General features: G+C 62.2%; 16 protein-coding genes and 2 pseudogenes. 12 read left to right on the forward strand and 6 right to left on the reverse strand.

Annotation, left to right across the window (positions count from 1 at the left end):
- Positions 1-105: 105 nt before the first annotated feature.
- The 7 genes and pseudogenes from JJE66_RS15465 to JJE66_RS15490 all read left to right on the forward strand — a co-directional run bounded on the left by JJE66_RS15465 (position 106) and on the right by JJE66_RS15490 (position 9,626).
- Entirely contained in the window at positions 106-4,401 is a 4,296-nt protein-coding gene (locus JJE66_RS15465) for a bifunctional class I SAM-dependent methyltransferase/DEAD/DEAH box helicase (protein ID WP_200515065.1), read from the forward strand.
- A pseudogene (locus JJE66_RS38025) lies at positions 4,401-4,589 on the forward strand (DNA primase); the annotation flags it as partial. The gene JJE66_RS15465 and the pseudogene JJE66_RS38025, both read left to right, overlap by 1 nt.
- A 110-nt stretch (positions 4,590-4,699) precedes the next feature.
- Positions 4,700-5,752, forward strand: a complete 1,053-nt coding sequence (locus JJE66_RS15470; RefSeq protein ID WP_200515066.1) for a toprim domain-containing protein — start codon at positions 4,700-4,702, stop codon at positions 5,750-5,752.
- Positions 5,753-6,012: 260 nt separating this feature from the next.
- Entirely contained in the window at positions 6,013-6,330 is a 318-nt protein-coding gene (locus JJE66_RS15475; RefSeq protein WP_200515067.1) for a multidrug efflux SMR transporter, read from the forward strand.
- 798 nt (positions 6,331-7,128) lie between these two features.
- On the forward strand, positions 7,129-8,058 hold the full coding sequence (locus tag JJE66_RS15480) for a DUF2493 domain-containing protein (protein ID WP_200515380.1): 930 nt from the start codon (positions 7,129-7,131) through the stop codon (positions 8,056-8,058).
- A gap of 232 nt (positions 8,059-8,290) precedes the next feature.
- Positions 8,291-8,737, forward strand: a complete 447-nt coding sequence (locus tag JJE66_RS15485) for a hypothetical protein (RefSeq protein WP_200515068.1) — start codon at positions 8,291-8,293, stop codon at positions 8,735-8,737.
- A 568-nt stretch (positions 8,738-9,305) separates the two neighbouring features.
- Positions 9,306-9,626, forward strand: coding sequence for a DUF736 domain-containing protein (locus JJE66_RS15490; protein ID WP_200515069.1), 321 nt, complete (start codon positions 9,306-9,308; stop codon positions 9,624-9,626).
- Positions 9,627-10,097: 471 nt separating this feature from the next.
- On the opposite strand, the gene ftsZ is transcribed toward JJE66_RS15490, so the two are convergent.
- Both ftsZ and JJE66_RS15500 read right to left on the reverse strand, forming a co-directional pair.
- Entirely contained in the window at positions 10,098-11,174 is a 1,077-nt protein-coding gene (ftsZ, locus tag JJE66_RS15495) for a cell division protein FtsZ (protein ID WP_200515070.1), read from the reverse strand.
- Positions 11,175-11,272: 98 nt separating this feature from the next.
- Complete coding sequence (locus JJE66_RS15500) at positions 11,273-11,722, reverse strand: hypothetical protein (protein WP_246756212.1); 450 nt, start codon at positions 11,720-11,722, stop codon at positions 11,273-11,275.
- Between the two features lie 299 nt (positions 11,723-12,021).
- Between JJE66_RS15500 and JJE66_RS15505 the strand changes: the two are divergent.
- From JJE66_RS15505 to JJE66_RS38650, 4 genes and pseudogenes are all read left to right on the forward strand, one after another.
- Positions 12,022-12,240 (forward strand): annotated as a pseudogene (locus JJE66_RS15505) (DUF736 domain-containing protein); the annotation flags it as partial.
- 527 nt (positions 12,241-12,767) lie between these two features.
- Complete coding sequence (locus JJE66_RS15510; RefSeq protein ID WP_246756214.1) at positions 12,768-13,355, forward strand: type IV toxin-antitoxin system AbiEi family antitoxin domain-containing protein; 588 nt, start codon at positions 12,768-12,770, stop codon at positions 13,353-13,355.
- Positions 13,348-13,806 carry a nucleotidyl transferase AbiEii/AbiGii toxin family protein gene (locus JJE66_RS38645; RefSeq protein ID WP_311979888.1) on the forward strand — a complete coding sequence of 153 codons (459 nt, stop codon included), beginning with the start codon at positions 13,348-13,350 and terminating at the stop codon, positions 13,804-13,806. Before JJE66_RS15510 ends, JJE66_RS38645 begins: the two co-directional genes overlap by 8 nt.
- The gene (locus JJE66_RS38650) at positions 13,751-14,215 is read left to right on the forward strand and encodes a nucleotidyl transferase AbiEii/AbiGii toxin family protein (RefSeq protein WP_311979889.1); all 465 of its coding nucleotides are present in this window, start codon (positions 13,751-13,753) and stop codon (positions 14,213-14,215) included. Before JJE66_RS38645 ends, JJE66_RS38650 begins: the two co-directional genes overlap by 56 nt.
- 87 nt (positions 14,216-14,302) lie before the next feature.
- On the opposite strand, the gene JJE66_RS15520 is transcribed toward JJE66_RS38650, so the two are convergent.
- Positions 14,303-15,427: a Fic family protein gene (locus JJE66_RS15520; protein WP_200515071.1), complete on the reverse strand. Its 1,125-nt coding sequence runs from the start codon at positions 15,425-15,427 to the stop codon at positions 14,303-14,305.
- Between the two features lie 340 nt (positions 15,428-15,767).
- Positions 15,768-15,974 (reverse strand): type II toxin-antitoxin system ParD family antitoxin, encoded by a 207-nt coding sequence (locus tag JJE66_RS38655; RefSeq protein WP_200515072.1) that lies wholly within the window; start codon positions 15,972-15,974, stop codon positions 15,768-15,770.
- 384 nt (positions 15,975-16,358) lie between these two features.
- On the opposite strand from JJE66_RS38655, the gene JJE66_RS15530 reads away from it, so the two are divergent.
- Positions 16,359-16,679, forward strand: coding sequence for a DUF736 domain-containing protein (locus JJE66_RS15530; protein ID WP_200515069.1), 321 nt, complete (start codon positions 16,359-16,361; stop codon positions 16,677-16,679).
- A 235-nt stretch (positions 16,680-16,914) separates the two neighbouring features.
- Here JJE66_RS15530 and JJE66_RS15535 read toward each other — a convergent pair whose 3' ends face one another.
- Positions 16,915-17,376: an RES family NAD+ phosphorylase gene (locus JJE66_RS15535; RefSeq protein ID WP_200515073.1), complete on the reverse strand. Its 462-nt coding sequence runs from the start codon at positions 17,374-17,376 to the stop codon at positions 16,915-16,917.
- The gene (locus JJE66_RS15540; RefSeq protein ID WP_311979890.1) at positions 17,376-17,807 is read right to left on the reverse strand and encodes an antitoxin Xre/MbcA/ParS toxin-binding domain-containing protein; all 432 of its coding nucleotides are present in this window, start codon (positions 17,805-17,807) and stop codon (positions 17,376-17,378) included. Before JJE66_RS15540 ends, JJE66_RS15535 begins: the two co-directional genes overlap by 1 nt.
- Between the last annotated feature and the right edge of the window lie 597 nt (positions 17,808-18,404).

The following is an 18,404-nucleotide window of genomic DNA, read 5'->3' on the forward strand; positions in this document are numbered from 1 at the left end:
AGGTGAGCAGAGTGAGAGATCGGCCGGGACAGGTTTGAGCCGGTCGGGCCTTAGAGAGCGCCCATCGGCCCGATCCTTCCCGCTCTCCTCGAAAGCTCAACTGTCATGATCAATCTGTCCTGCTCCGCGACCGCCGCGGCTGCGTCCTCTATCGCCCAAGCCGCGCGGCTTATCCTCTGCGACCTCGAACAGGGGCGGCGCGTCGATGCAGCGAATGTTCTGCGTTCCGCGATGGAAAGCGCCTTCGGCGGCTCGGATGCCGCCGGTGCCTGGCATTGGAAAGCCGCCTATGAGGCCTGTGAAGCCGCAACCGTTCTTTTCCTGCGCAAGCACGGCGCCGCCATGCGGACTAAGGCGGCATCGCCGGCAGCGCAGCTCTCGATGCTGGCCAAGGTTGCCAGCCTGCTTCCAACCCATACGCGCAGGTCGGAAGAAAGCGAGGCACTTCAGCAATTCTCGACGCCGATCCCGCTTGGCTTCGTCGCCTGCACCGCGGCGGCGACCACCAACACAGACCTGGTGCTGGAGCCCTCGGCCGGCACCGGTCTTCTCGCCATCCTCGCCGAGATCTCCGGCGGTTCGCTCGCCCTGAACGAGCTCGCCGAAACGCGCGCCGGGCTGCTCGAGCTCCTGTTTCCAAACGTGACCGTCACGCGCTACGATGCGGCGCAGATCGACGATCATCTCAAGGCTGCTGTCGCCCCGAGCGTCGTGCTGATGAATCCGCCATTTTCGGCTCTGCCCAATGTGGATCGGCGGATGGCGGACGCAGCACTGCGCCATCTCTCCTCGGCCTTGGCCAGGCTTCGCGACGGCGGTCGCCTCGTCGCGATCACCGGCGCAAATCTCGCGCCCGACAATCCAGCGTGGACCGACGCCTTCATCCGTCTCCAGGAGCGCGGCCGCGTGGTATTTTCGGCAGCGATTGCAGGGGCGGTTTTTGCCAGGCACGGCACGGCCATCGAGACGCGGCTCACCGTCATCGACAAGCAGCCCGCGCCGGACAGAAGCGTCTTTCCAGCATGTCCGGGCATGGCGCCGGACGCAGCCACGCTGCTGGCATGGGTCCTCGAACATGTGCCGCCGCGGCTTCCAATCACGTCACCTGTGCTCGCTCCGGTCAGCTCGACCGTGCCGGTTCGGCGACCCGTTCGCGCCTTCGCCATGCGGCCCTCACCCGGCCAGCAGCTCGACGATCCGCAAAGCGTAGAGCTCAGCTACCAGACGGTCGACTGGACTCCTCCGGACGGAGCTTATCTGACGGATGCCCTCTATGAGGACTACATCCTGCAATCGATCCGCATTGACGGATCGCAGCCGCATCCGACCAAACTGGTGCAGTCGGCCGCGATGGCCTCGGTTGCTCCGCCGAAGCCGTCATACCGGCCCCGTCTTCCGGAAAACGTTGTCGCAGACGGGCTGTTGTCGGAAGCCCAGCTTGAAAGCGTGATCTACGCCGGCGAAGCACACGCGGCATTCCTTGCAGGCGCATGGACGGTCGATGCGACCTTCGACGTTGTGGCAGCCGCCCGTGACGACGCTTCAGATGCGGTCCGCTTCCGCCGCGGCTGGTTTCTGGGCGACGGCACCGGCGCGGGCAAGGGCCGGCAGGTCGCCGGTATCCTGCTCGACAACTGGCTGAAGGGCCGGCGCCGGGCGGTCTGGATCTCCAAGAGCGACAAGCTGATCGAGGACGCGCAGCGCGACTGGTCGTCGCTCGGCATGGAGCGGCTCCTCGTCACGCCGCTCTCACGCTTCCGCCAGGGCACGCCGATCCGGCTGTCGGAAGGCATCCTATTTACCACCTACGCTACGCTGCGCAGCGATGAGCGCGGCGAAAAGCTTTCGCGTGTCCGGCAGATCGTCGAATGGTTGGGCTCCGATTTCGACGGAGTGGTGGTGTTCGACGAGAGCCACGCCATGCAAAACGCCGTGGGCGGCAGGGGCGAGCGCGGCGAGCAGGCCGCCTCGCAGCAGGGACGCGCAGGCCTGCGGCTGCAGCACGCCCTGCCCAATGCCAGGGTGGTCTACGTGTCCGCGACCGGCGCCACGACCGTTCACAACCTGGCTTATGCCCAGCGGCTCGGCTTGTGGGGCGGCGAGGACTTTCCGTTCGCCACGCGCGCCGAGTTCGTCGAGGCGATCGAGGCCGGCGGCGTCGCGGCCATGGAGGTGCTGGCACGCGACCTCAAGGCGCTGGGTCTATACGCGGCGCGTTCCCTTTCCTACGAAGGCGTCGAATATGAACTGATCGAGCATGAGCTCACCCCCGAACAGATCCGCATCTATGATGCCTATGCGGCCGCGTTCAGCATCATTCACAACAATCTCGATGCCGCGATGCGGGCGGCCAATATCACCGGCGAGACCGGGACCTTGAACGCCCAGGCAAAGTCGGCCGCCCGGTCGGCCTTCGAGTCCGCCAAGCAGCGCTTCTTCGGCCATTTGCTGACATCGATGAAGACGCCGTCCTTGATCTGCGCGATCGAGCGCGATCTCCGCGAAGGGCATGCCGCGGTCATCCAGATCGTCTCGACCGGCGAAGCCCTGATGGAGCGCCGGCTCGCGGAAATCCCGACCGAGGAATGGGGGGATGTCCAGGTTGACATCACGCCGCGCGAATACGTGCTCGACTACCTCGCCCATTCCTTCCCGGTCCAGCTTTACGAGCCTTTCACCGACGGCGAAGGCAATCTCTCGTCCCGGCCCGTGTACCGTGATGGTCAGCCCGTGGAGAGCCGGGACGCCGTTGCGCGGCGCGACCGGCTGATCGAGAAGCTTGCCTCGCTTGCGCCCGTGCCCGGCGCGCTCGACCAGATCGTCCAGCGCTTTGGCACCGACAGCGTCGCCGAGGTCACCGGGCGCTCACGCCGGATCATCCGCAAACACGACCGCCTGATGGTCGAGAACCGCGCCGGTTCGGCGAACCTCGCCGAAACCGCGGCCTTCATGGACGATCTCAAGCGCATCCTCGTCTTCTCGGATGCCGGCGGCACGGGGCGGAGTTACCATGCCGAGCTGTCGGCGCGGAATCGCCGTCTGCGGGTGCACTATCTGCTCGAACCCGGCTGGAAGGCCGATGCGGCCATCCAGGGGCTCGGCCGGACCAACAGGACCAATCAGGCCCAGCCGCCGCTGTTTCGTCCCATTGCCACCGACGTGAAGGCCGAGAAGCGCTTTCTCAGCACGATCGCGCGCCGCCTCGACACGCTCGGCGCGATTACCCGCGGTCAGCGTCAGACCGGAGGCCAGGGGCTGTTTCGGCCCGAGGACAATCTCGAAAGCATCTACGGCCGTGATGCTCTGCGCCAACTCTATCTGCTCCTGGCTCGGGGCAAGGTGGATGGTTGCTCCCTTGAGATGTTCGAGAATGCGACCGGGCTGAAACTCGTCGATTCCAATGGCATCAGGGATGACCTGCCGCCGATCACGACCTTTCTCAACCGTCTGCTGGCGCTGACCATCGAGCTGCAAAACGTGCTGTTCACCGCCTTCGAGCAGCTGCTGACGGCGCGGATCGAAGGCGCAATCGCGTCCGGACTCTATGATGCGGGCCTCGAGACCCTTCGTGCCGGAAGCTTCGTCGTCACGGCTCGGCGCACCATCTACACCCATCCCGCGACCAGCGCCGAGACACGGCTGCTCACGATCGTCCAGCGCGAACGCAACCGGCCGCTCACTCTCGTTGATGCCCTCGGCCTTCTGTCGGACCGCCGCGCGGTCCTGCTGGTGAACGAACGATCCGGCCGCGCGGCCGTGCAAGTCCCCGCTCCAAGCCTGATGCTGGACGATGGCGACATCGAGCAGCGCGTCAAATTGGTCCGGCCGATGGAAAGCCACAATGTCCCGTCCAAGGCCATGGGCGAAAGCTATTGGATCGAGACAGACCGTGAGCAATTCAGTGCAGCCTGGACAGCTGAGCTTGCAGACCTGCCGGAGTTCACCGAGAGCACGATCCATGTCGTCGCCGGGCTCCTCCTGCCGATCTGGAAACGGCTGCCAAACGAGTCGACCCGCGTCTACCGCCTCCAGACCGACGCCGGCGAGCGGATCATTGGGCGGAAGGTCTCGTCCGCCTGGGTGGCCAACGCGCTGTTGGGTGAGCGGCCGACGCTCAAACCCGAGGACGTCTTCGCCGCCTTGCTCGAAGGCCGCGCGCTCGTCGAGCTTGCGCAAGGCCTGACACTACGGCGCGTCCGCGTCATGGGTGCGCATCGCATCGAGCTCGCGGACTTCAACGACGCCATGCGCGAGCGCTTACGGACTTACGGACTGTTCAGTGAGATCATCTCCTGGAAGCTGCGCATGTTCGTGCCCACGGATGCAAGCGGGCCCGTCGTGCTTGGCAAGGTGCTCGAATGCTACCCGGTCGAGCGCATCTGCGAGCGCGAGGCCGCCTGATGCGGCGCGATGCTTTCGAACGGGCATGCCGTCTCGCGCGCGAGGCCGAGGCTGTGTGCCGCTACTCTCTCTCCAACCGCAAGCCCGAGAGAGGCCACTGGCTGCTGGGCGATGTCCCCAACCGGCCCGGCCGCTCCTTGCTCGTACGGCTCCACGAGTCACCCAAAGGACCGGCCGGCAAGTGGACCGGGCAGGGTGCGCGGCGGATGATGGTGCGCGTTTGCGCCTGGGTGCTGTCTCACAGACGATCGACAGCGTCTCCGCGGCCTGCTGCCAACACACTGCGGGAGGTTGCGTGATGTCCCGCGATGCTTCTGAACTGGCGCGGCGCCTCGCCCGTGAGGCCGAGGCGGTCTGCCGCCATTACCTGTCCAATGGACGGCGCCAGGGCCGCTATTGGATCGTCGGCGACGTCCGCAATACGCCCGGCCGCTCTATGTTCGTCCGGCTCAGCGGACCGGAGTGTGGTCCCGGCGCTGCCGGGCATTGGACCGATGCTGCCTCCGGCGAACATGGCGATCTCCTCGACGTGATCCGCGAGAGCTGCGGTTTCGTCGAGTTTCGCGATGTCGCCGGGGAGGCACGACGCTTTCTGCGTCTGCCGCGCGCCGAACCCCGCCGCAGCCCAAAGCCCGTTCGCATACCCGTCCCCGCCGGATCGGTGGAAGCGGCACGGCGGTTCATCGCCATGTCGCAGCCGATCCGCCGAACGCTGGTCGAGACTTACCTCGGCAATCGCGGCATCAAGGCGGTCCACGATGCGGGCGCGCTGCGGTTTCATCCGCGCAGCTACTATCGCCCGGACGACGGTTCGCCGACTGAGACCTGGCCGGCGATGATCGCCGCCGTCACCGATCTTGCCGGCCGCATCACTGGCGCACATCGCACCTGGCTCGCGCCGGACGGCTCTGGCAAGGCGCCGGTCGACACGCCGCGTCGGGCCATGGGCGGTCTTCTCGGCCATGCCGTGCGCTTTGGCGCGGCCGACGACGTCCTCGCTGCCGGCGAAGGCATTGAGACGATGCTGTCGCTGCGCTGTGCGCTGCCTGCCATGCCCATGGCCGCCGCGCTCTCGGCCAACCACCTTGCCGCCCTTCTGCTTCCGCCGACGCTGCGTCGGCTCTACATCGCCCGCGACGCCGATGCCGCGGGTGACACGGCGGTCGCGGCATTGACGCAACGCGCGGAAGCCGCGGGCATCGAGGCGCTCGTCCTGTCTCCGCGGACGGGCGACTTCAACGAGGACCTGCATGCATACGGCCTCGGCGCCCTGTGGGCGGCACTGCGCATCCAACTCGCGCCGCAGGATATCCTTCGCTTTATGCTGTTCGCCGATGCCGGGGCGGTTTGACCGATCGACCTGCGGCGCCGCCGGCAGATCATGTTGTGTTGTCGATGATGTTGCGGACCGCAGTCGGGTTTGGAAGGGCGCTACAGCCGGCCTTGCCCATCTCTGCCGAGATGCGCGCGCAGTCACTCGGCAGCGATCTGAGCTACAGCGACCGTGCCACTACCGAATTTGGTAGGTCGCCTTTGACCAAAGCGGATCAGTTGACGGTCGCGATCGACATGCGGCTTGTGCTACGCGACGCCTGATGAAAGGGATATCTGATGGCGTGGCTATACATACTTCTGGCGGACGTGTTCGAGATCGCTTGGCCCTTCGTTTTGAAGCGCTCGGTCGGGCTTTCGAAATGGACAACAGTTTTATCGGGGGTGGTCTTCGCTCTTCCTATTTTTTTTCTATTGGGTGAATCCGTGAAGTGCTTGCCCGCTTCGACGGTTTATGCGGCCTTCGCCGGAATTGCGACCGTGGGGACAGCGATTGTCGGCATTGCGTTTTTCGGTGAGAGTGCAAATCTTGCTCGCCTCTGTTCTGTCATGCTGGTTGTTGTCGGTCTACTCGGCGTGAAGCTCTTTTCGGAATAGTGTGCACTTGCACCGTTCGTGAACGGATCAAGCCAATGGAGAACCGAATGCGGCTGTCGTGTGCGATGGAAGCGCGCATTTTGCCGCAGTTGGTGCGCTATGGAAAAACGCATTCCTGATGACAAGATTTGGAATGTCGCTCCCGCAGACACCCCGCACAAGATCCGCTTCCAGCCGGCTCTCATGTCGCTGGACTCGACGAAACTGGTCGTTGATTCCGTCAGGGCTGGATACGATGACATCGAGGCGGGATCTTTCGGGTCGCTGCTGAAGTCTCGCCGGAAAAGCGATAGCGCTGGCGCTCATTGCTGCTGCCGAAGAGCAACTTACGATATCGGCTGCGTCAAAGTCATCTCCAGGTGGTCGAATCCAACTCAGCCTTGGGTGCGCAACTCGTGCCTGAGGATATCGCCGGCATTTTGGCGCGTCCGAGGTCGACGGGAACGCGCCAGGCAATTTGAACGCGCTATCGTCATGACCGATCATTGCGTGCGGTGCCTGTGCCAGACAGCGCCGCGCCCACGGCCTTCTAGAGGGCGATCGGACGGCAAGCGGCCCGGCCCGGCAATGGCTCCGGTGCGGCTATTTTCCGCCGGCGCTCACGCGCCTTTGCATCGCGAAACAAAATAGCCGCACCTCTGCCATCCTCCGCTTCGCTGCGGCCCTGCGCTTCCACCTGCGCCCTTCCGGGCTTCGGCGGATTGATCGCTCCGGGTTCTGGTCCGTTCCGCCCGCCGTCTGGTGATCGCCACGAAGGCCGCGATGGGCGCGGCCGAACGGCAAAGGACCCAAGCCATGATGACCGAACACGACGACAAGCAGTTCGAACCGCCGCACGGCTCATCACCGACCGATCATATCCTCAACGAGCTTCAGCTCTATGGCCATCGCCCCTTTCACGAGGAGCCTGACCCACGGCCGCTTCCCGACGTCAAGGCCATCACAGGCGCGATCGCCGACATCTTTGATGCGCTCGTGGCGAGCCTGAGCGACACACGGCTTGAACCCGACCTCGAAGATCTCCTCTGGTCGACCGTCAATCTCTTCCATCGCGCCACGGGCCGCATCGAGCGCGAACTCGACGACAACGAAAAGGCCCAGCAAAAGAGCCAGCGCGAGCAGAATGGATCGGAGGTGCGATCCGTCGAACTGGAAAGGCTTACCGCCGAAGGCGTCACATTGATCGAACGCCGCAACGCCATGGAGCTGTTCCGCGATCTGGCGACTGATCAATTCGAGCTTCATGCCGGCTCGCCCTGGCGCCCCCGTTCCGGGTCACTCATCAATCACCGCACGCTCACCTCTGCGATGATCGACAGCCGCGATTTCCTGGCCGCCAAACGTCGCGCGGACACCGAGGCGTTGCTGCCCGCGGGACCCAAGATCGCGCTCACTGGTGGGCTCGATTGTAATGACGTCTCCCTGATCTGGGGTCGCCTCGACAAGGTCCACGCCAAGCACCCGGACATGGTGCTGCTGCACGGTGGCTCGCCGAAGGGCGCCGAGCTGATCGCCGCCAAATGGGCGACCAGCCGCAAGGTTCCTCAGATCGCCTTCAAGCCGGACTGGACCAAGCACGGCAAGGCAGCTCCGTTCAAGCGTAACGACGCCATGCTTGCAGTGCTGCCGATCGGTCTCATGCACTTTCCGGGCACCGGGATACAGGACAACCTTGCCGACAAGGCCAGGAAGCTCGGCATTCCCGTCTGGAAGTTCGGCGGCGCGTAAGCGCCGTCATCCATCGGCGCTTCTTGATCGAAGACCAAGTCGCCAGCGCTGATCAGTGCAAATTCTCTGACGCGACCGATATAGCGCTCGAGCAGAACGCTTCGTTTCTTGTCCGATTCGACGAACGAGGCCACGCACTCGCACAGCGGCGCATTCTGCGCTATTCTTCTCTTCGCGCCGTGGTGGTGGTGGAAGGCGCGAGCGTCATGTCTTTTGTCGCGGAGCCACCACCATGCTTATCATCGCACTCGTCCTCAATATGCTTGGCATCGGCCTGCTCTGCTGGCTGATTCTCACTCTTGCTGTCTACGCGCTGCCCTGTTTCGTTGCGCTTTCCGCAGGTCTGGCGGCTGTTCACGCTGGCGCGGGCATTGCCTCCGCCGCTCTGGTCGCAATTCTTGCCGGCGCCGCGACCGTTCTCATCGGTCAAAGCGCCTTGATCTGGGCGCGATCCACGTTCGTGCGCGCGGTGATTGCCGCAGCTTTCACCGTCCCGGCGGCTGTCGCGGGCTATCACCTCGCCCATGGCCTGTCGCAAATCGCGATGCCATCCTCATTTTGGCAGGCTATCTTCAGCTGGACCGGCGCCTTTGCCATCGCCGGCATGGCTTGGAGACGGATCACCAGCTTTGCCGGGACTCCGGCATCGGGCGAGGCTTTGTTGGAGGAACATCAGTAGCCCCTCTCGGCCACGACGCGACAAGCATGAGCCTTGGATCTCGACGGCTGAGTACGTGCGGTCCAAGCGTTGATGGGTCAACGAGCTCGAGCGAGCGATAGTCGCGGCGTTCTCCGAGCGCTTGGCACCTGGCACTTGGCACCTAACCTCCCGGCGGAAGGCAGCCCAGCCAGGGGCATCTCATCGCGGCTGGTTCACGGCAAGCGCGTTCGCCCTTTCTTCGCTTTTGTTTCCAACTCTACGCCTGACCGCAGCGACCTCTTGTGCAGCCCAACCGAGCGGCGCCACGACTTCTTCCGAGGTGCTGTTCAGCGCACGGACCACCTGGCCTCTTGATGGCTCGATCTGGCCGAAGAGCGGCTGCGCCTCGATCGCCTGAACGCAACGCCAGCAGCGCGACTTTCTTCCCCTGGGCTACGCCCATTCCTCGCGAGGCAAGAAAGTCGCGCCGCTGGCGTCCTCCGCTGCGCTGCGGCCCGCAGGCGGGTGCGTCGTCGATCGTCTTCGGCCTGTAGATCGCCATCGAGGCCGCGGTGGTCGCGGCTCGAAACAGCAAAGGAGAAGTAACATGGCTACCATCGGTTCTTTCAAGAAGGTCGGCAGCGACTTCCAGGGCGAGATCGTCACCCTCAGCCTCCAGACCAAGGGCGTCCGCATCGTGCCCGAGGCCAAAGGCAGCAACGAGAATGCCCCGAGCCACCGCGTCTTCGTCGGCCGGGCCGAGATCGGGGCCGCCTGGTCGAAGCGCTCCGAGGAGGGCCGCGACTATCTCTCGCTCAAGCTCGACGACCCCTCGTTCAACGCACCGATCTACGCGAACCTGTTCAGTGACGAGGGCGGCGACGGCTTCAGCCTGATCTGGTCGCGGCCCCGTAAGAACGGCGACTGAGGTCGCCAAGGAGCCCCGCCCGGTCCGCCGGGCGGGGCGTTTCTCTCACAGGGGCATCAAAGCATTGTTGAGGCCACTGCGCTTCGGCGCCTCGCGCTGATCGACTTTCGCGGTCTTGTCCGTGAACGTCTGTCCGGCTTATGTCGTCGGAATTTTGGCTGTCGTCGCGATTGGCTCCATCGTGAATCTATCCAGCACACGGTCGACTTGAAGAAGGACGGCGTACGTTGCGATCGACAAGACCCTGCGATCGGCGCACTCGTTGTCTGTCGATTTGAGGTACATGACGAAAACTGGACGTTTCCGATTGCCGTTCTGGCTTAGCGTCAACGCGGGGCCGTCGATACAGCGTCCATCTGGGGATCCCTGCGATTCCATTCCGCATGGGATCGAAACTTGATTCCGAAATCCTCCTGCAGTCGGTAGTCGACGTGAGCAGAAACTCACGCAGTACAGCTCGGTCAGAATCATTCAAGCCTGAACCGCTTGCCGCATCCTCGTTGGATTCGACATTGCTGCATCGAACTGCGACTTCGAATCATTTGGTAGTTGGAAGGTGCTTATCCCCGCAATGGACTTATTCGCCGAGTCCAGATTATCGATGCCAGTCGCCACGACCGAGACACGGACGAGACCCTCCAGGCGTTCATCGAAAGTGGCGCCGACGATGACGTTGGCGTCCGGGTCGGCCCCTTCGCGAATGCAGCTAGCAGCTTCGTCGACCTCGAATAACGTCAGGTCCTTGCCGCCGGTGATCGAGATGATGAGGCCACTAGCGCGCTTGATCGAGGGGGCCTCGATCAATGGATTGGAGATCGCGGCCATGGCGGCGGTGAGCACGCGCTTCTCGCCAGAAGCCTCACCCCCGCCCATCATGGCTTTGCCCTTCTCGCGCATGACGGAGAGAACGTCGGCAAAATCGAGATTGATCAGACCTTCTTTGACGATAAGGTCGCTGATGCAGGCCACACCCGAATAGAGCACTTGATCGGCGATGGCGAAGGAATCGTTGAATGTGGTCTTCTCGTTGGCCACGCGGAGCAGATTCTGATTTGGGATGATCAGCAGGGTGTCAACCGCGTTCAGCAGTTCCGCGATGCCCGCTTCAGCAACGCGCATACGGCGCTGGCCCTCGAAGTGAAAGGGCTTGCTGACGACGCCGACGGTGAGAATGCCAAGTTCACGCGCGATCCTGGCTATAACAGGAGCCGCCCCAGTTCCCGTACCGCCGCCCATGCCAGCGGTAACGAACACCATGTTTGCACCGGTTAAATGATCCCGGATCGCATGAATTGCCTCTTCGGCCGCGGCGCATCCTACTTTGGAGTTCGAGCCGGCGCCAAGCCCTTCGGTCACCTTTGTGCCCAACTGGATGAGGCGCTTGGCCTTGGACATGGTGAGCGCTTGTGCGTCGGTATTGGCGACGACGAAGTCGACGCCTTCCAGCCCGGCCGCGATCATGTTGTTGACGGCATTGCCTCCGGCGCCACCGACTCCAAACACAATAATACGCGCTTTCATCTCGCGAATGTCGCTGATGTCGGTCACTTTTACCTCATGATTTCTTCGGCACGTTGGAATGGCGGACCCGGATTGCTACCGAGGAACCTTGCAGTCTGTCTCCACCAGGATCGCAGCTAGATATCCTAGTCCACGTGCGGCCTGTCCGTGGCTGTCGATCGTGCCGACTCGGTCGCCGGTCCGTAGAGCCGCCACCTCGTCCTCAAGCCGCGTCGTCGCCTCTCTAGCGGCATGGCGTCTGCGGTCGCCTGCAGCACTTCAACCATCAGGCGCTCGGCGCGCTCGCGTTCGCGCTCGAAATTCGCGCCGTAACCGGCCGTCCTTGCTTCGAGCTGCACAATTTCCGTCTGCGACGTCTCAATGTTTTCCACGAATGGGACGATGTCGCCCGCGCGACGACCACCTCGTGGGCAGGGAGTATGCCTGACTTCAGCGAGATCAACGCTCAGGAGTGCTTTGCCATTATCCGAAAGTGAGCGCGGCAATTTGAGCCGCTTGGCAACCGATCGGGCGGCCTCGGGTGAGATTTTCGGCCGGGCACCAAGTGCGATATATGTCTGGGCCTCAATGGGCATCGACTGTTCTCCTAGAACGAGCTGGGAGGCAATCGGCTGTTAACCGAAAAGTAACCGCAAGGTAGGCTGGGCTGGTTAATAAGTCGTTAACGGCTCAGTGCCGATTGCCACTTGAGTACGCGCGGGTCCAGGCCAAGGCGGCCGAGCGTCGCCCTCATCAAAGCTAACTCGATCAAGCGTTGGTGCGCCGATTGTGGACCGCACGCCAATTTACACATTGCCTTCTCGAAGAGCGATTGCTGGCGACGCGACAGCTTTCGGGAGGCGCACGGTTGGAGGCGTATGCTTGATCGGTAGTCAACCGCACCAACGAGAACGCCCCGAGCCACCGCGTCTTCGTCGGCCGGGCCGAGATCGGGGCCGCTTGGTCGAAGCGCTCCGAGGAGGGCCGCGACTATCTCTCGCTCAAGCTCGACGACCCCTCGTTCAACGCACCGATCTACGCGAACCTGTTCAGCGACGAGGACGGCGACGGCTTCAGCCTGATCTGGTCGCGGCCCCGCAAGAACGGCGACTGAGGTCGCGAAAAGCCCCACCTGCTCAGCAGGGCGGGGCTTCTCAATTCGAGGTAGTGCTAGTTCGGACCGCCGAGCCGCTCGGGTTCCCCACTGGCTATTCAGTCTGCCGCGCGTCTTTTGTTGGCACCCGTGCCAGACGGCGGGGCTCCAAAGCTCCGCCATCTCAACTCCCAAACTGCGCGCCAGTCGATTGACGACGTCGATGGCCGCCGCTTTGCTGTTGCGTGGATGCGTTTGAATTCGTTGGACGGTCTTCCGCTTCGCCCGCATATCGGCAGGAGGAGATCCAGACGATCAGCACGAGGCACCCGGCATGGCCTTCCTAGAAGCCCCGCAAATTACGAAGCAATTGGAGCACTTCCAGTTCTAAGGACCTTGGAAATTGTTCAATTGTTTCAATCTCCTGCATGATAGATTACCTTGCGCAATATCTTGACATTTGCAAGGTTTTCTATCATATAGAATTCATGAGAGTGGAACCGCAACGCCAGGAGGATAGAGCGACTTCGCTTCTCCGGGCGCGAGGCATGATGCGCCTTTCCGAATTCCTCAACGAAGGTATCACGGCAGCAACCATTTCCCGGATGGAGCGAAAGGGTGCACTCAATCAACTTGCTCGCGGCCTCTACCAACTCCCTGACGCGCTCCTGGACGGCAATCACACGCTCGCCGTTGCCGCGAAACTCGTTCCTATTGGAGTCGTTTGTTATGACTCTGCACTCGCCTTTCATGAACTGACAGACCGTATCCCGCGCTCTGTTTGGATGGCGATCGGCCCGCGCGATTGGCGGCCCAAGATTACACGTCCCCGTATTGAAATCGTGCGCTTCGGTCCTAAGGAGTTCGACAGGGGCGTTGAGCATCACACCATCGAAGGTGTCTCAGTGCCTATCTATACCCCGGCAAAAACCATCGTCGATCTATTCAAGAGCGGCCAGCGCCAAAAGGCGTTCTATAACACACCCGCAGGCATCACGCATGCCACGCAAGCGATGAAAGACGCTCTTCGACTGCACAAGGCGACGCCTTCCGAAATCGCAAAATACGCCGTCGATGCGGGCATATGGCAAAAACTCGTTCAACCGCGTCTTGAGACACTCACAATCGATGCGTAAGCCGCTGAAGAACGTCGGCGCTTCCGTCCGCGCCCGCCTCCTCAACCTTTCGAAAGAACGCAACGAGCCATACGATCTTCTGCTTACGCAATACGCGCTTGAAAGGTTGCTGTACCGGCTCAGCATCAGCAAGTACAAGGAACAGTTTGCACTCAAAGGTGCGATGTTGCTGCGCTACTGGCTCCATGATCCGCATCGGCCAACCCGCGATCTCGACCTGCTCGGCTTCGGCGAGAGTGACCCACAGCTGACGCGTGGCTTCTTCAAGGAAATTTATGAAGCTCAGGCTGTCGACGGCGTGACGTTCGATACCGGCAGCCTTGAAGTCGATAGGGTCCGCGTCAGGCTGTGGCGGGCTGCGCCTCAAATGCTACGCGACGATCGACGGGGCTCGTTTGCGCATCGTTATAGATATCGGCTATGGCGACGCTACCGAACCTGGACTGAATGAGATCGAACTGCTGACACTGCTCGATCACCCAGTCCCGAAGCTGCGCGCCTATCCACCCGAAACCGTCATCGCCGAGAAGTTTCAAGCAATGGTGCATCTCGGGTTGGCAAATACGCGCCTGAAGGATTTCTACGATATCCGGGTGCTGACCCGAACCTATGAATTTAAGGACGACCGGCTTTCACGCGCAATCAAAGCGACCTTCACGCGACGCAAGACCAACATCCCCGAAGACCGGCCGGATGCTCTCACGAAGGCTTTCACCGACGACGCGACCAAGGTTCAGCAATGGAACGCGTTCGTTCAGGACGTCGCTATCGATCCTGGACCGCTTGCCGACGTTGTCACCACGCTTGGCACTCTCCTGATGCCGCATGCAGAAAAGGCGCGGAAGTTGCAGGACAATTGATGGAGCTCGCATGATTGCCTGGATCAACATAGCCCGGCGGAGCGCCGATGTGCGAGTTCGATTGTTCCGAGGCCTCTCCTCGCAGGACTACGGATCTGTGATCGTCGCCACGTCGATTAAGGAATAACTCGTGCTGCGACCGCCAGCCGCGTCTTTCGCCAGTATACCCTTGGCAACAAGATCTTCGATGTCGCGCAGGGCGGTATCTTGCGAGGCTTTGGTAAGCTTGGCCCATTTCGATGAGTTAAGCTTGCCATCAAAACCCTCGAGCAGGCGCTCGACCATCGCCCGCTGGCGATCGTTGAACTTTTGGTTGGCGTGCTTCTTCCAGAAGCGCGCCTTCCTGAGGACGGACGCAAGGATGGTGTCGGCGCGATCGAAGGCGCGGTCAAGGCAATCGAGAAACCATGCCAGCCATTCGGTTATGTCGAGATCACCTTTCTGCGTCGCTTCCAGGATGTCGTAATAGGCGTTGCGCTCCTGCCGGATCTGAGCCGACATACTATAGAAACGCTGTGAACTGTTTTCCGATCGTGCCAGCGCCATATCGGCAATCGCGCGGGCAATACGGCCGTTGCCATCCTCAAATGGATGGATGGTGACAAACCACAGGTGTGCTATCGCTGCCTTCAGCACCGGATCGATATCCTGCGGGCCGTTGTACCAGTTAATGAAGGCCTTCATGCCATCGGGTATCAACGCGGCCTTGGGTGCCTCGTAATGGACGCGCTCGCGTCCCATCGGCCCCGAGACGATCTGCATGGGTCCGGACTCTTCAGTCCGCCAGTCTCCAACCTTGATCTTCGTCATGCCGCTTCGTCCCGTCGGAAAGAGAGCAGCGTGCCAGCCAAAGAGCCGTTCGGAGGTGAGGGGGGCGTTGTATTTGCTCGTCGCGTCGAGGATCATTTCGACCACGCCTTCCACATTGCGTTCGGCGGGCGTCAACGCGCCGATGTCGACACCGAGGCGGCGCGCCAAGGACGAGCGAACCTGGTCGCGGCTGAGAACCTCACCCTCGATCTCGCTCGATTTGGTGACCTCCTCGGTCAGCGCCTCAAGATTGGCTTCTGTTTTCAGCCTGAAGCCGAACTCTTCCATGCGCCCGGTGAGGCGTCCCTGCCGGTGGCGGACAGATCCCAGCCTTTGGGCGATCTTCGCTGCATCCCAATTGAAGTGGGGCCAAGCCTTCCGTTCGTGAATATAGCTTGTCATTCGCCGTATCCTTTGCGGAGAATATAGCGTCTATTCGCCGCAATGCCACATTATTCTTCGCGCGATGTGCGGTGAAAAGCGGCGGCATTCTCCGCATATGAGGAAAATCAACGCGTTAAGGGTGATCGATTTTGGTGGAAGCCATACCGCCCCGAATGGCCGAGCGCTTGATCTTCAGGCCTGGCCGATAGATCGAGCACCCGATCTGCCGGCCGCGACCCTTCGGATGTGATGAATGAGCAGATATCCGCAGGGCGGTTTCGACCCGGGAGCTGGCGAGATTGCCCGCTAGGCTTACCGGCTCTCAGCCGCTCGCGTCCGCGGGCCATGACCCGATCGATCAGTTCACCGGCCTCAACGGCTCGGCCGGACGCCTGTTTTGACCGTCCTGATCGGCCGCTCGCAACGATTCGAGTTTCGCCGCGCAAAACTGCTCGCGTTCTTCGACAATCCGCAGCCCTTCACGCATGACTTCGCTGGCCGTGGCGTATCGGCCGCTAGCCGGTTGCCACACGTTCTCCTGTGCGCATAGCCAGGGGCATCTCATCTTGGCTGGTTCACGGCAAGCGCGTTCGCCCTTTCTTCGCTTTTGTTTCCAACTCTACGCCTGAACGCAGCGACCTCTTGTGCAGCCCAACCGAGCGGCGCCACGACTTCTTCCGAGGTGCTGTTCAGCGCACGGACCACCTGGCCTCTTGATGGCTCGATCTGGCCGAAGAGCGGCTGCGCCTCGATCGCCTGAACGCAACGCCAGCAGCGCGACTTTCTTCCCCTGGGCTACGCCCATTCCTCGCGAGGCAAGAAAGTCGCGCCGCTGGCGTCCTCCGCTGCGCTGCGGCCCGCAGGCGGGTGCGTCGTCGATCGTCTTCGGCCTGTAGATCGCCATCGAGGCCGCGGTGGTCGCGGCTCGAAACAGCAAAGGAGAAGTAACATGGCTACCATCGGTTCTTTCAAGAAGGTCGGCAGCGACTTCCAGGGCGAGATCGTCACCCTCAGCCTCCAGACCAAGGGCGTCCGCATCGTGCCCGAGGCCAAAGGCAGCAACGAGAATGCCCCGAGCCACCGCGTCTTCGTCGGCCGGGCCGAGATCGGGGCCGCCTGGTCGAAGCGCTCCGAGGAGGGCCGCGACTATCTCTCGCTCAAGCTCGACGACCCCTCGTTCAACGCACCGATCTACGCGAACCTGTTCAGTGACGAGGGCGGCGACGGCTTCAGCCTGATCTGGTCGCGGCCCCGTAAGAACGGCGACTGAGGTCGCCAAGGAGCCCCGCCCGGTCCGCCGGGCGGGGCGTTTCTCTCACTGGGGCATCAAAGCATTGTTGAGGCCACTGCGCTTCAGCGCCTCGCGCTGATCGACTTTCGCGGTCATTTCCGTGAACGTTTGTGGATCGTCGGCATCCTTCCGTCTTGCGGGGAAGCACCGCGCCGGTTCGATTCCTCCGACGCCTCTCGTCGCGGAAGACTACCGATCTCTAGTCGTCTCTGCCTCAGAACAGACGTGGGTCGAGAACGAATGGCTCTACAGAAATCACGGAGATCCGCGCCGCGTCCTTGTGAGTGTGGTTGATCAGGATGTTGACGTCGGGGGACTGATCTACAGGGACGATGGCAGAGGGAACGCGGAGGAGGGGTGTCGCGAGCGAGGCGTGCCATTGATCACCTCGTTGCTGCGTCCAAACTTCCTGGCGCCGCCAATCGGCGGGCAGATCGCTTAAGCCCAGCGTCTCGACGGCAAGGTCATCTGGCCCATCGTAGCGCACCATCATAAGCGCGGGCATGAGAGCTGGGTCCTCGATATGGACCAGTTTTTCCAATACGCACAGCGCAGGTGACGTGCTGCAGTAGGTGACAGGCCGTCCGACCGTATTCCAGCGTCCGTCAAAAAGCAGGCCATAGCCACCATCGAACGTCTTGGCATGCTGTATGCCCGACAAACGCCAAAGCAGCATCAGGCGGCGGCGCCCCACGCGATCTTGCCGAGAATGGATTCGACCACGCGGGCGCCAATTTCGGTTTGTGCCACCGCCAACGGCGACTCGCCACGAAGTTCTGCTAGCGAACGCCGGAGCCATATATTGGCCTTGTTGGCATCGCCGAAAGTCTCCTCGGCAAGCGTCTGCACCCGCAGCAGTCGCACTGCCCGATCGGATTCTTCCACGGTGAGCGGTTGCTTTTTCTCCGCGCGATGCCGGCGCGTTCGTTGCGGAATGACGAACAATTCGATTTCCTGATCACTAAGTCCCGCCTTCGCCAGCCCATGCAGCGCGGTCAGGGGAAGCCGCTTTCGTACTGCCAGGGCGAGGTCCGCCTGCGAGCGTATGACCCCTCCAAGGACCGAGCGTCCACCCAGCTTCCTTGCTACGATTTCGACGATGGACACAGGGGCCTCCCCGAACGTGGCGGCAATATGCCGTATAGATAGCGGCATATTGCCGAACTTGCAAGTGGTCCACACAGGCCCGCCTGTGAGGAGCCGGACTGGGGACGGCGCCGTGGGGGCAGGGACTTTCGATGCTACGCGAACCTGTTCAGGGACGAGGACGGCGACGGCTTCAGCCGGATCTGGTCGCGGCCCCGCAAGGACGGCGACCGAGGTCGCCTGGCAACAAGCCCCGTCCGGTCCGCCGGGCGGGGCGTTTCTCTCGCCGGCATCAAAGAACGGTCCCGAGGCCACTGCGCTTCAGCGCCTCGCGCTGATCGATTTTCGCCATCCTATCCGTGAACGATCTGCGGATCGTCGACAATCTTTCATCCGGCGAGGAAGCACCGTGCCGGTTCGACTCCTCCGACGCCTCTCGTCGCGGAACAATGCGGCAGGATTCGTTGAGCGCTCCAACGGTTCATCCGCTGATGGCCAACTCGGCATCAACTGGGATGCATAACGGGAGAGCGCTTGCACTCTGCCGCGTCTGATCGGGTTACTTGTGCAGCGATCAATGCAATCACGATGATCACGGTAGCATCTCGTCGCATACTG

It is taken from the genome of Bradyrhizobium diazoefficiens (assembly GCF_016612535.1).
GTDB classification, from domain to species: Bacteria; Pseudomonadota; Alphaproteobacteria; order Rhizobiales; family Xanthobacteraceae; genus Bradyrhizobium; species Bradyrhizobium diazoefficiens_C.

What these genes read in the sequence shown, in the direction of transcription:
- JJE66_RS15465 (WP_200515065.1), top strand. Translation starts at nt 106, where the DNA reads ATGATCAATCTGTCCTGCTCCGCGACCGCCGCGGCTGCGTCCTCTATC.
- JJE66_RS15470 (WP_200515066.1), top strand. Translation starts at nt 4,700, where the DNA reads ATGTCCCGCGATGCTTCTGAACTGGCGCGGCGCCTCGCCCGTGAGGCC.
- JJE66_RS15475 (WP_200515067.1), top strand. Translation starts at nt 6,013, where the DNA reads ATGGCGTGGCTATACATACTTCTGGCGGACGTGTTCGAGATCGCTTGG.
- JJE66_RS15480 (WP_200515380.1), top strand. Translation starts at nt 7,129, where the DNA reads ATGACCGAACACGACGACAAGCAGTTCGAACCGCCGCACGGCTCATCA.
- JJE66_RS15485 (WP_200515068.1), top strand. Translation starts at nt 8,291, where the DNA reads ATGCTTATCATCGCACTCGTCCTCAATATGCTTGGCATCGGCCTGCTC.
- JJE66_RS15490 (WP_200515069.1), top strand. Translation starts at nt 9,306, where the DNA reads ATGGCTACCATCGGTTCTTTCAAGAAGGTCGGCAGCGACTTCCAGGGC.
- JJE66_RS15500 (WP_246756212.1), bottom strand. Translation starts at nt 11,722, where the DNA reads ATGCCCATTGAGGCCCAGACATATATCGCACTTGGTGCCCGGCCGAAA.
- JJE66_RS15510 (WP_246756214.1), top strand. Translation starts at nt 12,768, where the DNA reads ATGATGCGCCTTTCCGAATTCCTCAACGAAGGTATCACGGCAGCAACC.
- JJE66_RS38645 (WP_311979888.1), top strand. Translation starts at nt 13,348, where the DNA reads ATGCGTAAGCCGCTGAAGAACGTCGGCGCTTCCGTCCGCGCCCGCCTC.
- JJE66_RS15520 (WP_200515071.1), bottom strand. Translation starts at nt 15,427, where the DNA reads ATGACAAGCTATATTCACGAACGGAAGGCTTGGCCCCACTTCAATTGG.
- JJE66_RS38655 (WP_200515072.1), bottom strand. Translation starts at nt 15,974, where the DNA reads ATGAGATGCCCCTGGCTATGCGCACAGGAGAACGTGTGGCAACCGGCT.
- JJE66_RS15530 (WP_200515069.1), top strand. Translation starts at nt 16,359, where the DNA reads ATGGCTACCATCGGTTCTTTCAAGAAGGTCGGCAGCGACTTCCAGGGC.
- JJE66_RS15535 (WP_200515073.1), bottom strand. Translation starts at nt 17,376, where the DNA reads ATGCTGCTTTGGCGTTTGTCGGGCATACAGCATGCCAAGACGTTCGAT.